The sequence below is a fragment of the Sodalis sp. C49 genome (assembly GCF_046352915.1).
Taxonomy (GTDB): domain Bacteria; phylum Pseudomonadota; class Gammaproteobacteria; order Enterobacterales; family Enterobacteriaceae; genus Acerihabitans.
Map to the genome: position 1 here is coordinate 3126589 of NZ_CP163303.1, position 15689 is coordinate 3142277.

The following is a 15689-nucleotide window of genomic DNA, read 5'->3' on the forward strand; positions in this document are numbered from 1 at the left end:
TTATTTTGACAGGAACCCAATTCATGACATCCCAGTCACAGCCGAAAATCGGCAACAACGTGATACTGAACAGCACCCGCCTCGGCCAGTATGTTCATCTGGCCGATGACGCCTTTCTCGAAGAGGTGGACATGGGCGATTACTCGTATACCGACGGCCATAACAAGATTTCGTACGCCACCATCGGTAAATTCGTCTCGATCGCCTCTTATGTGCGCATCAACCCGGGCAACCATCCCACCTATCAGCGCATCGCCCAGCATCATTTTACCTATCGCAGCTCGGCATACGGACTGGGCGCCGACGACGAGGCGTTTTTCGACTGGCGGCGCGAACGGCATGTCACCATCGGTCATGACGTGTGGATCGGCCATGGCGCCACCATTATGCCCGGCGTCACCATCGGCAACGGCGCGGTCATCGGCACCGCGTCGGTGGTGACCAAGGACGTCGCGCCCTACGCGATTGTCGCCGGCGTACCGGCGAAACCCATCGGCAGCCGTTTTGACGCGACGCTGATTGAACGTATCGAGCGCAGCCAGTGGTGGCATTGGGATCATGAGACGCTGCAACAGCGCCTGGCGGATTTTCGCGATCTGGACAGTTTTATCGCGCGCTATTTGTAGTTCACCACGGTAGGGGTTTTCCCTGATAATCCAGGTAAAGATGTTGTCCGCTATGGCGATAATGCTCCACTACGTCCGCCACGCCCGTGACGCTCGTCAGCACGTCTATTTCCGCGGCCACCCTGCCGTCCAGCGTGCCCATTGCGGTGGCGGCCCATCCCGGATGCAGCGAAAGCACGGTAACGCCCCGCGCCTTTTGATCGGCATAGATACCACGCGCTAACATATTCAACGCAGCCTTGCTCGCCCGGTACAGCTCCAGGCCGCCCTCCACATTGCCGGCGATACTGGCGCGGTGAGACGACATAAACGCCAGCGTGCCCCTTTCGCGCAGGAAAGACAGCAGACTACGGGCCAACCGGGCAGGGCCAAAGGTATTGGTCAGCATAATCTGCATCATCTCCTCATCAGTGGCCTCCAGCACTGACTGATGTAAGGCGCCGTAAATACCCGCATTGAGATATATAACGTCAAACTTGCGTTCTCCCAGCGCGGTTTTAAGCTCCTCGATCTGTTCGCGGGCGGTAACGTCTATATAGCCGATGGCCAGTCTGGCCGGATCGGCTACCGCAATACGTTCAAGCGACGTGGTATCGGCGCCGGGAAACGCCGTCACAAACAGCCGCCACCCCCGTTGGAAAAATTGTTCCGCCAGGCCAAGGCCCAGTCCGCGTTCCGCCGCGATGATCAGTATGTCTTGGTTGTTCATTTGTTTTACTCCCAAAAATGTTTAACGTGCCGTATAACCGCCGTCGGCCATGATTAACGCGCCGGTGACAAAACTGGCGCGCGGCGACGCCAGCCAGGCGATGACATCGGCGATTTCCCCCGGCTGAGCCACACGGCCCAAGGCATGCAGATGACCGTAGCCGGCCAGGGTGGCGCGGCTATCCGCGACGATGCCGTTCAGGATGCCGGTTTCCACCACACCGGGCGCCACAGCGTTTACGCGGATGTTGTGGGCGCCGTATTCAAGCGCCATCACTTTGGTTAGCTGCGCGATAGCCCCCTTAGAGGCGGCATACGCGGCGGTGCCGGCCATACCGATAACGCTGACCACCGACGCTACGTTTACAATAGCGCCCTGCTCCTGCGCCGCCATCACCCGCAGCGCCTCGCGGGAATGCAAAAAACAACCGCGCGCGTTGACGGCCAGGATCTGATCCCATTCTTGCGCGCTGGTGTCGGCCACGGATTTGTTCAGCGTGCGCCCGGCGTTGTTCACCAGAATATCCAGCCCGCCATACTGCTCTTGCGCTAACTTTATCGCCTGCTTTGCCGTGGCTTCCTCGCTGACATCCGCCACCAGCGTCACAATGTGGCCGGCTTGTTCTAGATCCCTAACCTCGGGATTAATATCTTCCGCTACGATGCGAACGCCATGGGCCAGCAGCAGCGCCACGGTGGCGCGGCCGATATCCCCCGCCGCGCCGGTAACAATGGCAACCCGTTCCCTCAGGCCTTGGGTGGTATCTATAGACATAATGTTTACCCTACGATGGGCGGTAAGGAACCCAGTGTCCCTTTCTCGCCAGATGGCTGATTGAGGCCTATTGTAAAAATTGCCGGCGAGGGAAATAATGCCCAGGCCTCTAAATAAATTGCCTATTCCTATCGCAATAAGGTAAAAAAAGAGCAATAATTTTGAAATAATCCAGTAAAAACCTGGATATATGAGAGAAATATGCTTTTTACCACACACTCCCTAGGCGGGGAAATAGTCGTCCACCTTCTGCGCCTGGCGTCCAATCCGGGTTACAACCACTCATTGCTGCCCGGTGTACGCTTGCTACGCGCCAACGCCGCACTGGAACGTACCCCCGTCTTGTATGAGCCCTGTATTGTATTTGTCTGCCAGGGGCGCAAACGCGGTTTTCTCGGTGACGCCGTGTTTGTCTATGATGCCCGGCACTATCTGGTGCTGTCGGTTCCCCTGCCCTTTGCCAGCCAAACCGAGGCCAGCGCCGATGAACCCATGCTGGCGATATCCATGAAACTGGATTTCAAACTGCTGGCGGAGGTAATGCTAACCCTGTCCCGGCAAAAACCCGCGGGTTATGCGGCTCCCGCCAGTATGGTGTCTACGCCTATCGATGAAGCGTTAAGCGAAGCGATATTGCGGCTGGTGAAAATCCTCGGTTCCGCACTCGACTGTCAGGTGCTGGGTGAAGGTATAATCAAGGAAATTTATTATCGGGTATTGCTGGGGGAACAGGGGGAAGCGCTGCGCGCCGCGCTGGACAACCAGGGGCATTTTGGGCAAATAGCCAGAGCGATGCAAAAAATACAGCAGCAGTTCGCCGCGCGCATTGATGTGACCGAACTGGCCGCAAACGCCGGCATGAGCATTCCCGCTTTTCATGCCCATTTTAAAGCGGTGACGCAAAGCACGCCGATGCAGTATCTTAAATCCACTCGTTTGCACCAGGCTCGCCTGTTGATGGTGCGCTCAGGCCTGAGCGCGGCGGAGGTCGCTATCCGGGTCGGTTATGAAAGCCCATCCCAGTTCAGCCGGGAGTTTAAACGGTTGTTCTCACGCAGCCCACGCCAGGAAGCGGTGCGCATGCGCGACCTGCTGCAGGTCAAAGCCGCGCTGGCATGGCCGGATTATATCACCCTGGAGGAGTAATCTGGCCAGGCTTTATCCCCCGGGTGTTGGCGCCTGGGGGTTTAACGCACCGAGAAATTCAACCAGCTTTTTTGCCGCTGGGGTAAGATCGAGGCGCGAGCGCATGGCGATCCTCAACTGCCGCCGGGTCCAGTTTTCGTCCAGCGGGATAAAGGCCACGCCGTCGTCCGGCCCGTTCGCCGCCATGGCGATGGGCAATATGGCAATCCCCGCGCCGCCGGCCACCATGCGCCGGATATTATCCAGGCCGCGCACCCGGGCCCGCAGCCGCAGGGTTTTACCGGCGCGGATCGCGTGTCCTTCGATATGCCGCGCCAGCGCGCTGTCTTCCGGCAGGCCGATAAACTCATGGTCCAGCGCCTCGCTGAAGCTGACCCGCCGACGCCGTTCCAGCGCATGTCCCGGCGCCACCGCCAGCACTAAACAATCCTGCCTGAACGGCAGGATTTCCAGCCCGCTGAAATCCGCATGATCCGCCGCGATACCGATATCCGCCGCGCCGCGCGCCACCGCGCGGGTAATCTCCTCGCTGGGCAGTTCATCCAGCTCAATATCCACGCCGGGATGCAGCCGCAGGAAATCACACAGCGGCCCGGGCAAAAACTGCCCCAGCGCCACGGTGTTCGCCAGCAGCCGCACCTGCCCCTTGATGCCTTGGGTAAAGGCGCTTAATTCGCCCGACAGCTGCGCGGCGTGTCCCAGGATGATTTTTGCCCGGTCATAGACCACCCGTCCCGCCGGCGTGGCCGTGACGCCCCGGTGGCGGCGCGCCAGCAGGCGGACGCCCGCCTCCCGTTCCAGCCCGGCGATGCGGGCGCTGGCGGACGACAGGGACAGGCAGGCCCTGCCCGCGCCGGCGGTAATGCTGCCGGCGTCGACGACCCACACCAGCAGACGTAAATCGGTCAGGTCGAAATGCATGATATTACCTCCCTACCCGTGTGCGGCCTGGCGGCCAGCCTTCGGCTATAACGAAGGCCGACTTAAAAACATACGCATTGTGCCGCATCCTTTACGCGGCAAAAATAGAAGGACCCGCACTTTGAGAAAAAAGCTTACCATGGAACCGACGCTGTATATCCTGTTAATCGGGCTGACATTCCTGATCGCCGGTATGGTAAAGGGCGTGATTGGCCTTGGCCTGCCTACCGTTGCCATGGGCGTGCTGGGCGTGGTGATGCCGCCCGCGCAAGCGGCCGCGCTGCTGATTATCCCTTCGCTGGTGACGAATATATGGCAGCTGTGCAGCGGGCCGCACCGGGCGCGTTTATGCCGCAGGCTTTGGCCGATGCTGCTGGCCGTATGCCTCGGCACCTGGTACGGCGCCGGCATGATGGCGGGCGCAATGGCGGCGTGGACATCGCTGTGGCTGGGGATCCTGCTGATGGCCTATGCGCTGGTCAGCCTGCTTAACCGGCAGGCGCGGGTGCCGCCCGCGGCGGAGAAATGGCTGGGGCCGCTGGCGGGAGGAATCACCGGCCTGGTAACCGGCGCCACCGGCGTGTTTGTCCTCCCCGCCGTGCCCTATTTAAATGCCCTGGCCCTGGCGCGGGACGAGCTTATCCAGGCGCTGGGGCTGTCGTTTACCGTCTCGACCCTGGCGCTGGCGGCCAGCCTCGCCTGGCATCATATGCTGCCGTTGCACGCGCTGGGCCTGTCGCTGCTGGCCGTTATTCCGGCGCTGGCGGGCATGTTTTTCGGCGCCTGGCTGCGCGCCGTCATCAGCCCCGGACTGTTTCGCCGCTGTTTTTTCCTGGGCCTGCTCGGCCTTGGCCTGGAAATCGCCTGGCAACATTTGTCTTAGGCCGCGCCGGCGCCGGATTCGTCGCCCCAGGCCCGGTTTTGCAGCACCAGCCGATAACCGTCATGATCCTGAAAGGTCTTGCCCGCCACGTCCCAGTACGGATTAAACGATACCACCCGCTCGAAACCCGCCTCGCCCAGACGCTGGCACGATCGCCGCCACCGCGCCTCATCCGGCAGGTAGAGCACCAGCAGATCTTCCGGCGTCGGCGCCGGTGGCACCGGGTGCTGTTCGCAAACGGTAAATTCAAAATGCCAGGGCAGTCCCTGCGCGCCGAGCATGACGCCGTTAAACCCATTATGGCCGGTAAAACTGCCCAGCACCCGCATGCCGAGGCCCGAGCAATACATTTCCCTGCTGAGTTCAAGGTTGGTGACGGGGCGGGCGATGCGCATATGCGATGTGAGCATGGTAAGATCTCCGGGTTAAACAGGACCGTGGCCCCTGGCATAACTATCCTGATCTCACTGTAATACATAACCGCCGTCCGGGCATCATCTCCAAACCGGATTGTTTCCCCGGATAACGCTAGCCGCCCGGGACGACTTACGGACGCTCCCGGGCGGTATCGAAAGTCGCCCGTGCCTGGCGAAACCGGTCGGCATTCTCCACCACCCATAACCACAGCGGTATCATTTGCCCCAGCAACTGCCTGCCCAGCTCCGACAGCTCATACTCCACGCGCGGGGATTTCTCAAAATAGTCATAACGCAGCACCAGCCCGTCGCGCTCCAGCTGCCGCAGCGAGCGGGTCAGCATACGCTGCGTCACCCCGCCCATGCGCCTGGCTATCTCCGCATGGCGCAGCCGTCCCCCCACGCCCAGGATGTGTACGATGCCGAGCGACCAGCGGTTGCCGGCATGGGTCAGCACCTCGCGCTTTAAACCATCGTCGTCGTCGCTCAACGCGTCGCACACGGCCTGCGACCGTGCAATCATATCGCTCATTTCCACATTGCCTCCCGGTATCACCGGTGTGCCTTCTTGTTCTTCATCATGGGAGATGTAACCCTGGTCGCAACTTAATAGGAGAAGTCCATGAACGTCAACCCTGAAAATACCCACGACGCTATCCTGGTGATCGGCGCCGGCGAGCTCGGCATGGCGGTGATCCGCAATTTGGCGCAGCGCGCCGCCTTATCCGCCGGCACCACCATCACCGTGCTGCTGCGCCAGGCATCCATACACAGCCGGGAACCGGGCAAACAACGCGATGTGGCCGAACTGCGCGCGCTGGGCGTAACGTTGCTCGCGGGCGATCTGCTCACCGCGACCACATCGGACCTGGCCGACCTCTTCCGGCCGTTTACCACCCTGGTGTGTTGCACCGGCTTTGCCGCCGGCGGCGGCACGCAGCTTAAAATAGCCCATGCGGTACTGGCGGCGGGAGTGAAACGCTATTTTCCCTGGCAATTCGGCGTCGATTACGATCTGATCGGCAAAGGCAGCGGCCAGGATCTGTTTGACGAACAGCTCGACGTGCGCCATCTCCTGCGGGCGCAAACGCGCACCGAATGGGTCATCGTCTCCACCGGCATCTTTACCAGCTATCTGTTCGAGCCGTCTTTCGGCATCGTGGATCTGGCGCGCAACACCGTGCATGCCCTGGGCAGTTGGGATAACGCCGTCACCGTCACCACGCCCGAGGATATCGGCGTACTGACCGCGGCTATCCTGTTCGCCGCGCCGCGCATCGTCAACCAGGTGGTGTATATCGCCGGCGATACTCTGACCTATGCGCGGCTGGCGGATATCGTTGACGGCGTAACCGGCACCAAGGTTCGCCGTGTGACATGGGATATAGCGTACCTCGCCGCCGGGCTGGCGCGTGAACCCGGGGATACGGTGCGCAAATACCGGCTGGCCTTCGCCAAAGGAACCGGCGTGGCATGGGATATGAACCAGACGTTTAATCATAAGCACCATATCGGCATGACAAGCGCAGAGCAGTGGGCGCGGCAAAAAATCAGCGGACAATCCCGCAGCGCTGGCGACGCGGCCTAAAGCGACCCGGCCAGGCCGATCTGTTCTCTATAACGCGCCCGGACGGTAGCGCCTGGTCGCGTAGCGGCTGGAATAACGCCCGGTTTTCCTCTTGCCATAGCATGACAATGTCAGGCCTCCTGTTTCGCAACGTTGCGAAAATGACTCGGCGCCGTGCCGATAATGCGCTTAAAGGCGCGGCTGAAGGACGCCTCGGAGTCATATCCCAGCCGCTGGGCCACCTCGGAAATGCGCGCGGAATCGCGGATAATCCACTGCCGCGCCTGGTGCATACGCACCTGCGCGACATAGCGGGCCGGCGTTTCCCCAACGATGGCGGCAAACTTGCTGGCGAAGCTGGAGCGCGACGCGCCCATCACGCCGGCCAGTTCGGACAACGGCCAGTCACGGTGGGGCGCCGCGTGGATAGCCGCCAGCACGCGGCCGATTTCCGGGTTGCGCACTGCGGCAATCCATCCCGCCGCGCTGCCGCAGCCGTGTTCTACCCAGGCGCGGATAATCTGCGCGGCCAGGACATCGGCCAGGCGCGTTACCATACCGCACGCGCCCACCCGGTTCATCGCCACCTCGCAGCCCATGGCCTCCAGCAAAGGCACGATCGCCGGCTCGTTACGCATCAGCTCATGGGCGCGCATCATATCGGGCATCATGCGCAGCAAGGGATGCAGGCTATCAAGATTAAAACGCATGGAACCGTAGAACAGCACGCAATGCTCGCCTTCGTCGCCGGCGTTTAAATCGAAGAAATTGCCGGTAATCGATTGACACTGCCAGCGGGGAAAGGCTTGCGGCGCCACGCCCGGGGCGCTTGCCAGCGCGTGCGCGCTGCCGCGCGGCAACAGCACCGCGTCGCCCGCGTTCAGCTCTTCCCATGCGCCGGCCGGGGTCTGCAGCCAGCAGCCTTTTTCCGCCACGAACAGAAAACAGGCGTCCTGGCGGGCCGGAAACGCAAAGGCCCAGGGCGCGGCAAGTCGGCAGCGGCCATATTCCACCCCGTCCAGTCGCAGTCCCCGCAGCATATCGGTTAAAGGATCGTTTAACGGCGGCGCGCCAGATTTGGACGAATTGTCAAGCATTACGGGTTTCCTAGCATGGATGTTCCAACTCTTCAACTGTACCATCCGGATCATACCTTGCAAAGAATCTCGTGGAGTCTCCATGTCAGAAAAGTCCTGTACCGGTGATGAAAGCTTGTCATGCCCTGGGGCGCGTACCGATAACGGGCGCTCCGCCGCGGCCTGGAGCGCGGTGGTTTCACTGTCGCTCGGCGTATTTGCCCTGGTGACGGCGGAATTTTTACCCGCCAGCCTGCTGACGCCGGTCGCCGCCGATTTGGGCATTTCGGACGGTGCCGCCGGGCAGGCGGTAACGGCGACGGCGCTGGTGGCCGCCATCGCGGGCCCCGCGGTGGTGCTCGGCACGGGCAAAGTGGACCGGCGCATGGTCGTCTGGGGGCTGGCGCTGCTGCTGGTGCTGTCGAATCTGCTGGCCGCCGTCGCCGCCAATATCTGGGTGCTGATCGCAGCCCGGGTGCTGCTCGGCATAGCCCTGGGCGGCATCTGGTCGCTGGCGGCCGCCATTGCCCTGCGCCTGGTGCCGGCCCGGTTATTGCCGCGGGCCATGATGATTATTTTTACCGGCGTTTCGGCGGCCACGGTTTGCGCCCCGGCGCTGGGCGCCTATCTGGGCGATATCCTGGGCTGGCGCGCCACTTTTCTGGCGGCCGCCGGCATCAGCATCGCCGCCTTGCTGGCACAGCTGGTCACCCTGCCCCGGCTGCCGCCGGCGGATGTGCCGAGCCTCGGGACATTTTGGCTGCTGCTGCGCCGCCCGGGCATCCGCATCGGCCTGGTTACCGTGATATTCGTCATCTCGGGGCATTTTGCCGGCTTTACCTATGTACGCCCTTTTTTGGAACAGGTGCCGCACTTTGACGTGCGCATGATTTCCCTGGCGCTGCTGGCCTTCGGCATCGGCGGGTTTTTCGGCAATCTCGCCGGTGGCTTTATCGCTGAACGCAGCGCCCGCCTGGGCGTTGGGCTGGCGGCGCTCCTGCTCAGCGTCATGGCAGCATTACTGCTTGCCTACGGCGCGTTGGCCGGGCTGGCTTTTGCCGCCACGGCGACCTGGGGTTTTGCCTTTGGCGCGCTGCCGGTAAGCTTCCAGACCTGGAACACGCTGGCCGCGCCCGATCATGCGGAAACCGCCGGCGCCCTGCTGGTGACGACGTTCCAGATCGCCATCGCGCTGGGCGCAGTGGCGGGCGGCCTGTTGGTGGACGGCTTCGGGCCGCCGGGCGCCATCGCCTACAGCGGCCTGACGCTGCTGGCCGGCGGCCTTATCATGCTGATCGCGGGCCGGCGCAGCGAGCAGCGGCCGGCGTAAAGCGTCGCAATTTTATACCGCTAAACAGCCATGGCTATAAAATATAGCCATGGCTATACTTAATCCCATGTTTTTATTGTCTTTTTTTTCCCGCGATAACGCTGTATCATCCCCTCTTTCACTGATTAACCGGTATGCGCCCGCCGCGCAGGACGAACAGCGGCAGGATCGATGCCAGGCACCACCCGGTAATAATAATGAATATGTACGCCACCATGATCCTCGCCTTCGCCATGTCGATGGACGCCTTTGCCGCCTCCATCGGCAAAGGGGCGACGCTTGAACGCCCGGGGCTGAAAGAGGCGCTGAGAACCGGCGCCATCTTTGGCGCGGTGGAAGCGATCACGCCGGTAATCGGCTGGATAATGGGCATTGCCGCCAGCAAATACATCGTCGCCTGGGATCATTGGATCGCCTTCATCCTGCTGGGCATCCTGGGCGGCAGAATGATGATTCACGGCTGTTTTAACAAAACCACCGACGATCTGCCGCCGCGCAGAAAACACAGTTTCTGGCTGCTGGTCACCACGGCCATCGCCACCAGCCTGGATGCCATGGCGGTAGGGGTCGGCCTGGCCATCCTGCAGGTGAATATCGTCACCACGGCGCTGGCCATAGGTACGGCAACGCTGGTCATGACCTCATCCGGCGTGCTGCTTGGCCGCTTCCTGGGCCCGGTCATGGGTAAATGGGCCGAGATCCTGGGCGGCATGGTGCTGGTCGGCATCGGTTGTCATATCCTGATCGAGCATCTCGGCCTGTTCAGCTAAACCGCGGCGCCTTATGCGCCGAAGCCATGGGGGCCGAGGGCCTCGACCAGGTAATCGACAAAAGACTGGATCCGGGAAGACAGCGCCGTATTACGATAATACACCGCATTAATCGGCTGGCGGACATCCAGCGTCTGCCGCTGAAACAGTTGACACAACCTCCCCTCCCGCCGATCCGCGCATGTCATAAAATCCGACAGGCAGGTGATACCGGCGCCATTGAGCGCCAGTTGCCGCAATGTTTCGCCGCTGGACGCGCGGATGGACGGCTGGATATGCAGCGGCAGCCCGCTGTCATCGGGCAGCGGCCATTCATTCAGCGCTTCGGGTTGGTTAAAACCCAGCAGGGTATGCCGGGATAATTCCGCCACGCTTGCCGGCGTGCCGCGCGCGGCCAGATAAGCGGGACTGGCGAGCACGCGGATGCGGCTGTTGCCGATAAGCCGGGCGTGCAGCGTGGAATCCTTCAGCCGCCCGATGCGGATCGCCAGATCGGTGCGTTTTTCCAGTAAATCGATAATGCCCTCATTGCTGTTCAGCTCCAGCGCCACCTGGGGATAGCGCGCACAATACCCCGCCACCAGCGGCACGATGACGTGCAGCATAAACGGCGAGGCGGCATCCACGCGCAGCAGCCCGGACGGCTGGTTACGCCGCATGGACAGCAATTCCTCCGTCTCCTCGACGGCGCGGACGATATCCCGGGCGCGCTCGAGAAAGGCCCGGCCCTCCTCGGTAAGTTCCAGCCGGCGCGTGGTGCGCCTGAGCAGCGTGGTGCGCAGTTTCTCTTCCAACCGCCCGAGGGTGCGGCTGGTGGCGGAAATGGTTTGATCCAGCTGCGCGGCGGCGGCGGTAATGGAACCGCTGTCCACTACCGCGATAAACGCCTGCATTTCATCAAGAGTCGTTTTCATATTTGATTAATTATCAAATATGTTTGCCGGATATGCCACTTTTATGAAATATATTCCCGGCAATGGTTTTACCGCGGTTTTGCCGGGAAAAACAGGCTGAACCGGGTGAGCCGTTTACCGCTTTGCGCATGCCACCTGCCCTGATGCAGCATCATGATGCTGCGGACAATGGACAAACCCAGCCCGCTGGCGCTGGCGTCGCCGGTACGCGAAGCGTCCGCGCGGTAAAAACGGTCAAAAAGGCGTTCAAGGTGCTGCGGCGCAATGTCGGGGCCGGTATTCTCCACGCTGATGGTGGTTCCCTCAGGCTGCTGCACGGCCCGCAGCACGATGGCCGTGCCCGCGTCGGCATAACGTATCGCGTTGGCCAGCAGATTGGCCAGGGCGCGGCGCAGCAGCTCGGGGTCGGCCCACGCCGTGGCGCCGTCCCGCGCACAGACCAGCGTCAGGCCGCGTTCTCCGGCCGGCCCTTCAAAATACTCGCTCAAACGCCCGAATTCGTCCGCTAACGACAGCACCACGCGCTGGATGGCATGGCCCGCATCCCCGGCCCGGGCCAGGAACAGCATGTTATCAATCATTTTTGCCAGGCGCTGCAGTTCTTCGAAATTCGAGCCCAGCAGGTTTTCATAATAGTCATTATCACGTTTGAACCGCATCGCCACTTCCGTTTGCCCTAGCAGTATGCCGATGGGGGTGCGCAGGTCATGGGCCATATCGGCGGATACCTGGCTAAGCTGGCGAAAGTTGATTTCCAGCCGTTCCAGCATGGTATTAAACGCCGCGATCAGTTCCCGCAGTTCGGGCGGCGCATGGGTGATACCGATGCGCCTGGACAAAAAGCGGACATCCATCATGGCGGTTTCAGCGGCCAGGCGGCGCAGCGGCGCCAGACCCCGGCGGGTGAAAATCCAGGCCAGCAGCGCGGTAAGCACGGTGGCGATCGACGCGACGAGGATGATCTGGTTGCGGTACATGGCCAGGGTACGGGTGCGCTCCGACATCAGGCGGCCGGTGGTGATTTTTACCTGATAAGGCGCGCTGGCGACGTTTGCCAGGGCTGAGGCGGAAATAAAGGGAATGCCGCCGGCGGCCACCGCATGCTGTACGGCGGCGAGCGTCAGGGGCGCGTCCGCGGGCACCGGATTGATGTGCGGAATGGGCGAATGGCCGGGATTGATTTCAATCAGGGGAGGCCGGTCGGTAAATTGCAGCACCAATAACGACTCCGTATTGCCGAGCATATTGGCAAACAGGCCGGGCTTATCGTGAATCAGCGTCATGACGTCTTCATTGAGCAACAGGGTACGGATCTGCTCGACGCGGGTGATTAGCGCCCCGTCGTCGCGGATAATCAGCTGTTGCTCAAGAGTACGGTACAGGGCGTATCCGACGGTGGCCATGACCAGCATGACCAGCATGGCCAGGGCCGATGACAGGCGGGAGGTCAGCGAGAAACGTTTCATGTTTCGTCTTCACAGCGATAACCCACCCCATGGACGGTATGGATCAATGGCTTGCCGAACGGCTCGTCTATTTTCTGCCGCAGACGCCGTACCGCCACATCCACCACGTTAGTGTCGCTGTCAAAATTCATATCCCACACCCTGGAGGCAATCAGCGAGCGGGTCAGCACCTGCCCCGGGCTCAGCATAAACAGATGCAACAGGTTAAACTCCTTGTTGGTGAGGTCGACGCGCACACCGTTGCGCTCCACGCGCCGTTTGGCGACATCCATCTGCAAATCGGCGACGGCCAGCACGTCATCCTGCCGGCCCTGTCCCGCGCGCCGCAAAACAATCCGGATGCGCGCCAGCAGCTCGGCGAAGGAAAACGGCTTCACCAGGTAATCGTCCGCGCCCAGCGCCAGCCCTTTGAGTTTATCCTCCAGGGTGCCTTTGGCGGTGAGGAAGATCACCGGGGTATCAATCCGTTTGTCCATCACCTCCATCACCGACCAGCCGTCCATTCCCGGCATCATCACATCCAGCAGGATCAGATCGTAGCGTTCTTCCAGGGCCATATGCAGGCCGTCCACGCCGCCCGACGCCACGTCGACCACATAACCTGATTCGGTCAGGCCGCTGCGCATATAGTCCCGGGCCTTGGGTTCATCTTCGATGACGAGAATCTTCATATAATCTCCGGCGCGGCCTGTCGCGGCCACGGTTTAGTCTAACGCATGGCGCGCCGCCTGTTCTATCAGCGCCGCGACCTCTTGGGGATGGGATTCGTATACCGAATGGCTGGCGCCGGCGACTTCCACCGTATGACTATGCGCCCGCGCCGCATACATCCGCTCCAGGTCGGGACTGATGATTTTGTCGGCCTGCGCCACCATGTACCAGCTCGGCTTGGTTTTCCAGGCCGGGTCGGCAATATTGGCGGTAAATACGCTGGCCGAGGTCGGCATCTGCGCCTGCGCCTCGAACTCGGCCTGTTTGCGCGGCAGATCGGCGGCGAAATCCGCCGGATAATTTGCCGGGTTGATGTACAGGTAGCCGTCGGGCGTTTTGGCGAAAGGTCGCGCGGTGTTGGGCATTTTTTTACCGTTACTGGCCTCGGTTTCGCCATTATCCAGGGCGTGGGCCGCGATATACACCAGGCCGGCGACATGGGAATCGTTACCCGCCTCCGTAATGATGGCGCCGCCGTAGCTATGCCCCACCAGCACCGCCGGACCGTCCTGCATGGCCAGCGTACGTTTGGCGGCGGCCACATCTTCCGGGAACGATGTCAGCGGCTCCTGCACCAGTGTGACGTGATAGCCGTCCCTGGTCAAAATATCATACACCGGCCGCCAGCCGGCGCCGCCGACAAATGCGCCGTGCACCAGGACGATATTCCTGACCGGCGCGGCCTGGGCGGAAACCATGCCTGCCGTAAGCAAAAGCGCGCAGGCGGCGGATGACAACATAGTACGGGTTAACAAAATACGCATGATTTTAAGCTCCATATACCGTGGTGGCAGTGGTCTGTACCACTTGTTTCAGGTAAGGAGTTTACAGGCCCGGCGCTGACACCGGCCTGACGCAATCATGACAAAGTTATGACGACGGCGTGGTCCCTGCGCAAAGCGTCAAACCGGCATCGCTGCCGCCCCGAAATTATTCGCTGGGACAGGCGTCCCGCGAAATAGCATTTCCCGCCTTATAGCGTGCGAGATAATTGATTCTTTCAGCGAGCCAGTCAGGTTTTATCCCTGCGAAGATCGCAAAGAAACGGTTAAACGGCACAGGAACGAAACGGCAGGAAGCATGATTATTCTCCGGCCGGCCGGGAATAATCCCCTGGCCGAGATTGTTGGTTAAGCGTGGCCGCCGGGGACGGCCGCGCGGCAACGGCAGGCGGTGCTACTAATGCCGGGCGTCCTGATAGGCGATATAATCGCCGGATTAAAAAGGATGTCCTGATGACCAGAAAAACAACATTCAGCATGGAGTTCAGGCGGGAGGCCGCAAGCCTGGTGCTCGATAAAAACCATACCTACAAGGAAGCCTGTGACGCCACCGGGGTCAACGAAAACATATTGTACCGCTGGGTCGCGCAGCTGCGGGCTGAACGCAGCGGCATCATGCCGCCGGGCATGGCGGTCACAGCGGATCAACAGCGCATCCAGGAGCTTGAGGAACGCATCAGGTGCCTGGAGATGGAAAGGGATATCCTGAAAAAAGCCGCCGCGCTGCTGATTACGGACGATTTTAAGAGCCTGCCCCGGGAAAATGGGCCAACATCACTCCTGCCGCCCCTGCCAAAACAGCACAAATAATTCCGACTGCGTTTTCACGCCCAGCTTGGCATAGATATGCTTTTTATGGGCGCGCACGGTTTCGATGGAGATACACAGGCGACGGGCGATTTCCTTGGTGGAGCAGCCGCTTAACATGAGTTGCGTCACCTCGCTTTCGCGTTCGGTCAGCATTTCGGTGCCCGGCAGGCCGGTCAGGAAAGGAGAGGCCACGCTCTCGGCGCGGGCGGTTTCAAAACGCATGCGCTGGCGCATCAGCGGCAGCAGCCAGGCCACGGACAGCCGCAGGAAGCCCATGTCATGATCGCTGAAACGCCGCGCCCCGCCCAGCGATAAACACAAAATCCGCCGCTCATCCAACACCAGATTTAACTGCACTTCATCCTCGACGATATTGCGCTGGAAATAACGGCGGTAATACTCGGAGTCGCGAAAATGGATCGGCGCCACCTCGTCCAGGCGCTGCAGCCCGCTGCGCGGATTGGCCCATACGCCAAGGTAAAAGGGGTCCAGCAGGTATAGGCCTTTCTGATAATCCAAAAACAATTTGGCGTCGCTGCCGTCACTTTCATCACTTTCGGCGAAGATCACCGGCGGCGCGTCGCGGATAAACAGCAGCGCCACCCAATTATCGAATACCAGCCGTCCATGCAAATAGCGCGCGGCTTTCAGCCAAAAATCCGCCTGGTCCAGGCTATCGATCAGCAGCCCGATTTCATGGTGCCAGGCCAGGTCATCCATTGATAAGTAAAGCTTATCACCCATTTGAGTCATCCCCGTTCGTGTTATAGGCAAGCATATCCCTACAT

At 60.9% G+C, this 15689-nt stretch carries 18 protein-coding genes; 7 read left to right on the plus strand and 11 right to left on the minus strand.

Annotation, left to right across the window (positions count from 1 at the left end; all coding sequences use genetic code 11):
- Positions 1-23: 23 nt before the first annotated feature.
- Complete coding sequence (locus ABUK12_RS14075) at positions 24-626, plus strand: DapH/DapD/GlmU-related protein (protein ID WP_410012445.1); 603 nt, start codon at positions 24-26, stop codon at positions 624-626.
- Between the two features lies 1 nt (position 627).
- On the opposite strand, the gene ABUK12_RS14080 is transcribed toward ABUK12_RS14075, so the two are convergent.
- Together ABUK12_RS14080 and ABUK12_RS14085 are read right to left on the minus strand one after the other, a co-directional pair.
- A complete protein-coding gene (locus tag ABUK12_RS14080; RefSeq protein ID WP_410012446.1) occupies positions 628-1335 on the minus strand; it encodes an SDR family oxidoreductase in 708 nt (235 codons plus the stop codon).
- A gap of 21 nt (positions 1336-1356) precedes the next feature.
- Complete coding sequence (locus tag ABUK12_RS14085) at positions 1357-2109, minus strand: SDR family NAD(P)-dependent oxidoreductase (protein WP_410012447.1); 753 nt, start codon at positions 2107-2109, stop codon at positions 1357-1359.
- 201 nt (positions 2110-2310) lie between these two features.
- Here ABUK12_RS14085 and ABUK12_RS14090 point away from each other — a divergent pair, with 201 nt between their 5' ends.
- Entirely contained in the window at positions 2311-3255 is a 945-nt protein-coding gene (locus ABUK12_RS14090) for an AraC family transcriptional regulator N-terminal domain-containing protein (protein WP_410012448.1), read from the plus strand.
- Positions 3256-3267: 12 nt separating this feature from the next.
- Here ABUK12_RS14090 and ABUK12_RS14095 read toward each other — a convergent pair whose 3' ends face one another.
- The gene (locus tag ABUK12_RS14095) at positions 3268-4176 is read right to left on the minus strand and encodes a LysR substrate-binding domain-containing protein (protein WP_410012449.1); all 909 of its coding nucleotides are present in this window, start codon (positions 4174-4176) and stop codon (positions 3268-3270) included.
- Between the two features lie 139 nt (positions 4177-4315).
- Between ABUK12_RS14095 and ABUK12_RS14100 the strand changes: the two genes are divergently transcribed.
- Entirely contained in the window at positions 4316-5059 is a 744-nt protein-coding gene (locus ABUK12_RS14100; RefSeq protein ID WP_410016654.1) for a sulfite exporter TauE/SafE family protein, read from the plus strand.
- On the opposite strand, the gene ABUK12_RS14105 is transcribed toward ABUK12_RS14100, so the two are convergent.
- Complete coding sequence (locus ABUK12_RS14105; protein WP_410012450.1) at positions 5056-5469, minus strand: VOC family protein; 414 nt, start codon at positions 5467-5469, stop codon at positions 5056-5058. The two genes, ABUK12_RS14100 and ABUK12_RS14105, sit on opposite strands and share 4 nt — an antisense overlap.
- 136 nt (positions 5470-5605) lie before the next feature.
- Positions 5606-6007 (minus strand): winged helix-turn-helix transcriptional regulator, encoded by a 402-nt coding sequence (locus ABUK12_RS14110; RefSeq protein ID WP_410012451.1) that lies wholly within the window; start codon positions 6005-6007, stop codon positions 5606-5608.
- Between the two features lie 90 nt (positions 6008-6097).
- Between ABUK12_RS14110 and ABUK12_RS14115 the strand changes: the two genes are divergently transcribed.
- Entirely contained in the window at positions 6098-7063 is a 966-nt protein-coding gene (locus ABUK12_RS14115) for an aromatic alcohol reductase (RefSeq protein WP_410012452.1), read from the plus strand.
- Between the two features lie 110 nt (positions 7064-7173).
- On the opposite strand, the gene ABUK12_RS14120 is transcribed toward ABUK12_RS14115, so the two are convergent.
- The gene (locus tag ABUK12_RS14120; RefSeq protein WP_410012453.1) at positions 7174-8139 is read right to left on the minus strand and encodes an AraC family transcriptional regulator; all 966 of its coding nucleotides are present in this window, start codon (positions 8137-8139) and stop codon (positions 7174-7176) included.
- A gap of 82 nt (positions 8140-8221) precedes the next feature.
- Between ABUK12_RS14120 and ABUK12_RS14125 the strand changes: the two genes are divergently transcribed.
- Positions 8222-9448, plus strand: a complete 1227-nt coding sequence (locus tag ABUK12_RS14125) for an MFS transporter (protein ID WP_410012454.1) — start codon at positions 8222-8224, stop codon at positions 9446-9448.
- A gap of 197 nt (positions 9449-9645) precedes the next feature.
- Entirely contained in the window at positions 9646-10218 is a 573-nt protein-coding gene (gene mntP, locus ABUK12_RS14130; protein WP_410012455.1) for a manganese efflux pump MntP, read from the plus strand.
- Positions 10219-10229: 11 nt separating this feature from the next.
- On the opposite strand, the gene ABUK12_RS14135 is transcribed toward mntP, so the two are convergent.
- The 4 genes from ABUK12_RS14135 to ABUK12_RS14150 form a co-directional block, all read right to left on the minus strand.
- Positions 10230-11132: a LysR substrate-binding domain-containing protein gene (locus tag ABUK12_RS14135; protein ID WP_410012456.1), complete on the minus strand. Its 903-nt coding sequence runs from the start codon at positions 11130-11132 to the stop codon at positions 10230-10232.
- 68 nt (positions 11133-11200) lie between these two features.
- Positions 11201-12598, minus strand: coding sequence for a heavy metal sensor histidine kinase (locus ABUK12_RS14140; protein ID WP_410012457.1), 1398 nt, complete (start codon positions 12596-12598; stop codon positions 11201-11203).
- On the minus strand, positions 12595-13269 hold the full coding sequence (locus ABUK12_RS14145) for a heavy metal response regulator transcription factor (protein WP_410012458.1): 675 nt from the start codon (positions 13267-13269) through the stop codon (positions 12595-12597). Before ABUK12_RS14145 ends, ABUK12_RS14140 begins: the two co-directional genes overlap by 4 nt.
- A 33-nt stretch (positions 13270-13302) precedes the next feature.
- Positions 13303-14073: an alpha/beta hydrolase gene (locus ABUK12_RS14150; protein ID WP_410012459.1), complete on the minus strand. Its 771-nt coding sequence runs from the start codon at positions 14071-14073 to the stop codon at positions 13303-13305.
- 471 nt (positions 14074-14544) lie between these two features.
- Between ABUK12_RS14150 and ABUK12_RS14155 the strand changes: the two genes are divergently transcribed.
- Positions 14545-14901, plus strand: coding sequence for a transposase (locus ABUK12_RS14155; RefSeq protein WP_410012460.1), 357 nt, complete (start codon positions 14545-14547; stop codon positions 14899-14901).
- Here ABUK12_RS14155 and ABUK12_RS14160 read toward each other — a convergent pair.
- Entirely contained in the window at positions 14866-15645 is a 780-nt protein-coding gene (locus ABUK12_RS14160; protein ID WP_410012461.1) for a response regulator transcription factor, read from the minus strand. The genes ABUK12_RS14155 and ABUK12_RS14160 overlap by 36 nt on opposite strands.
- Positions 15646-15689 lie beyond the last annotated feature (44 nt).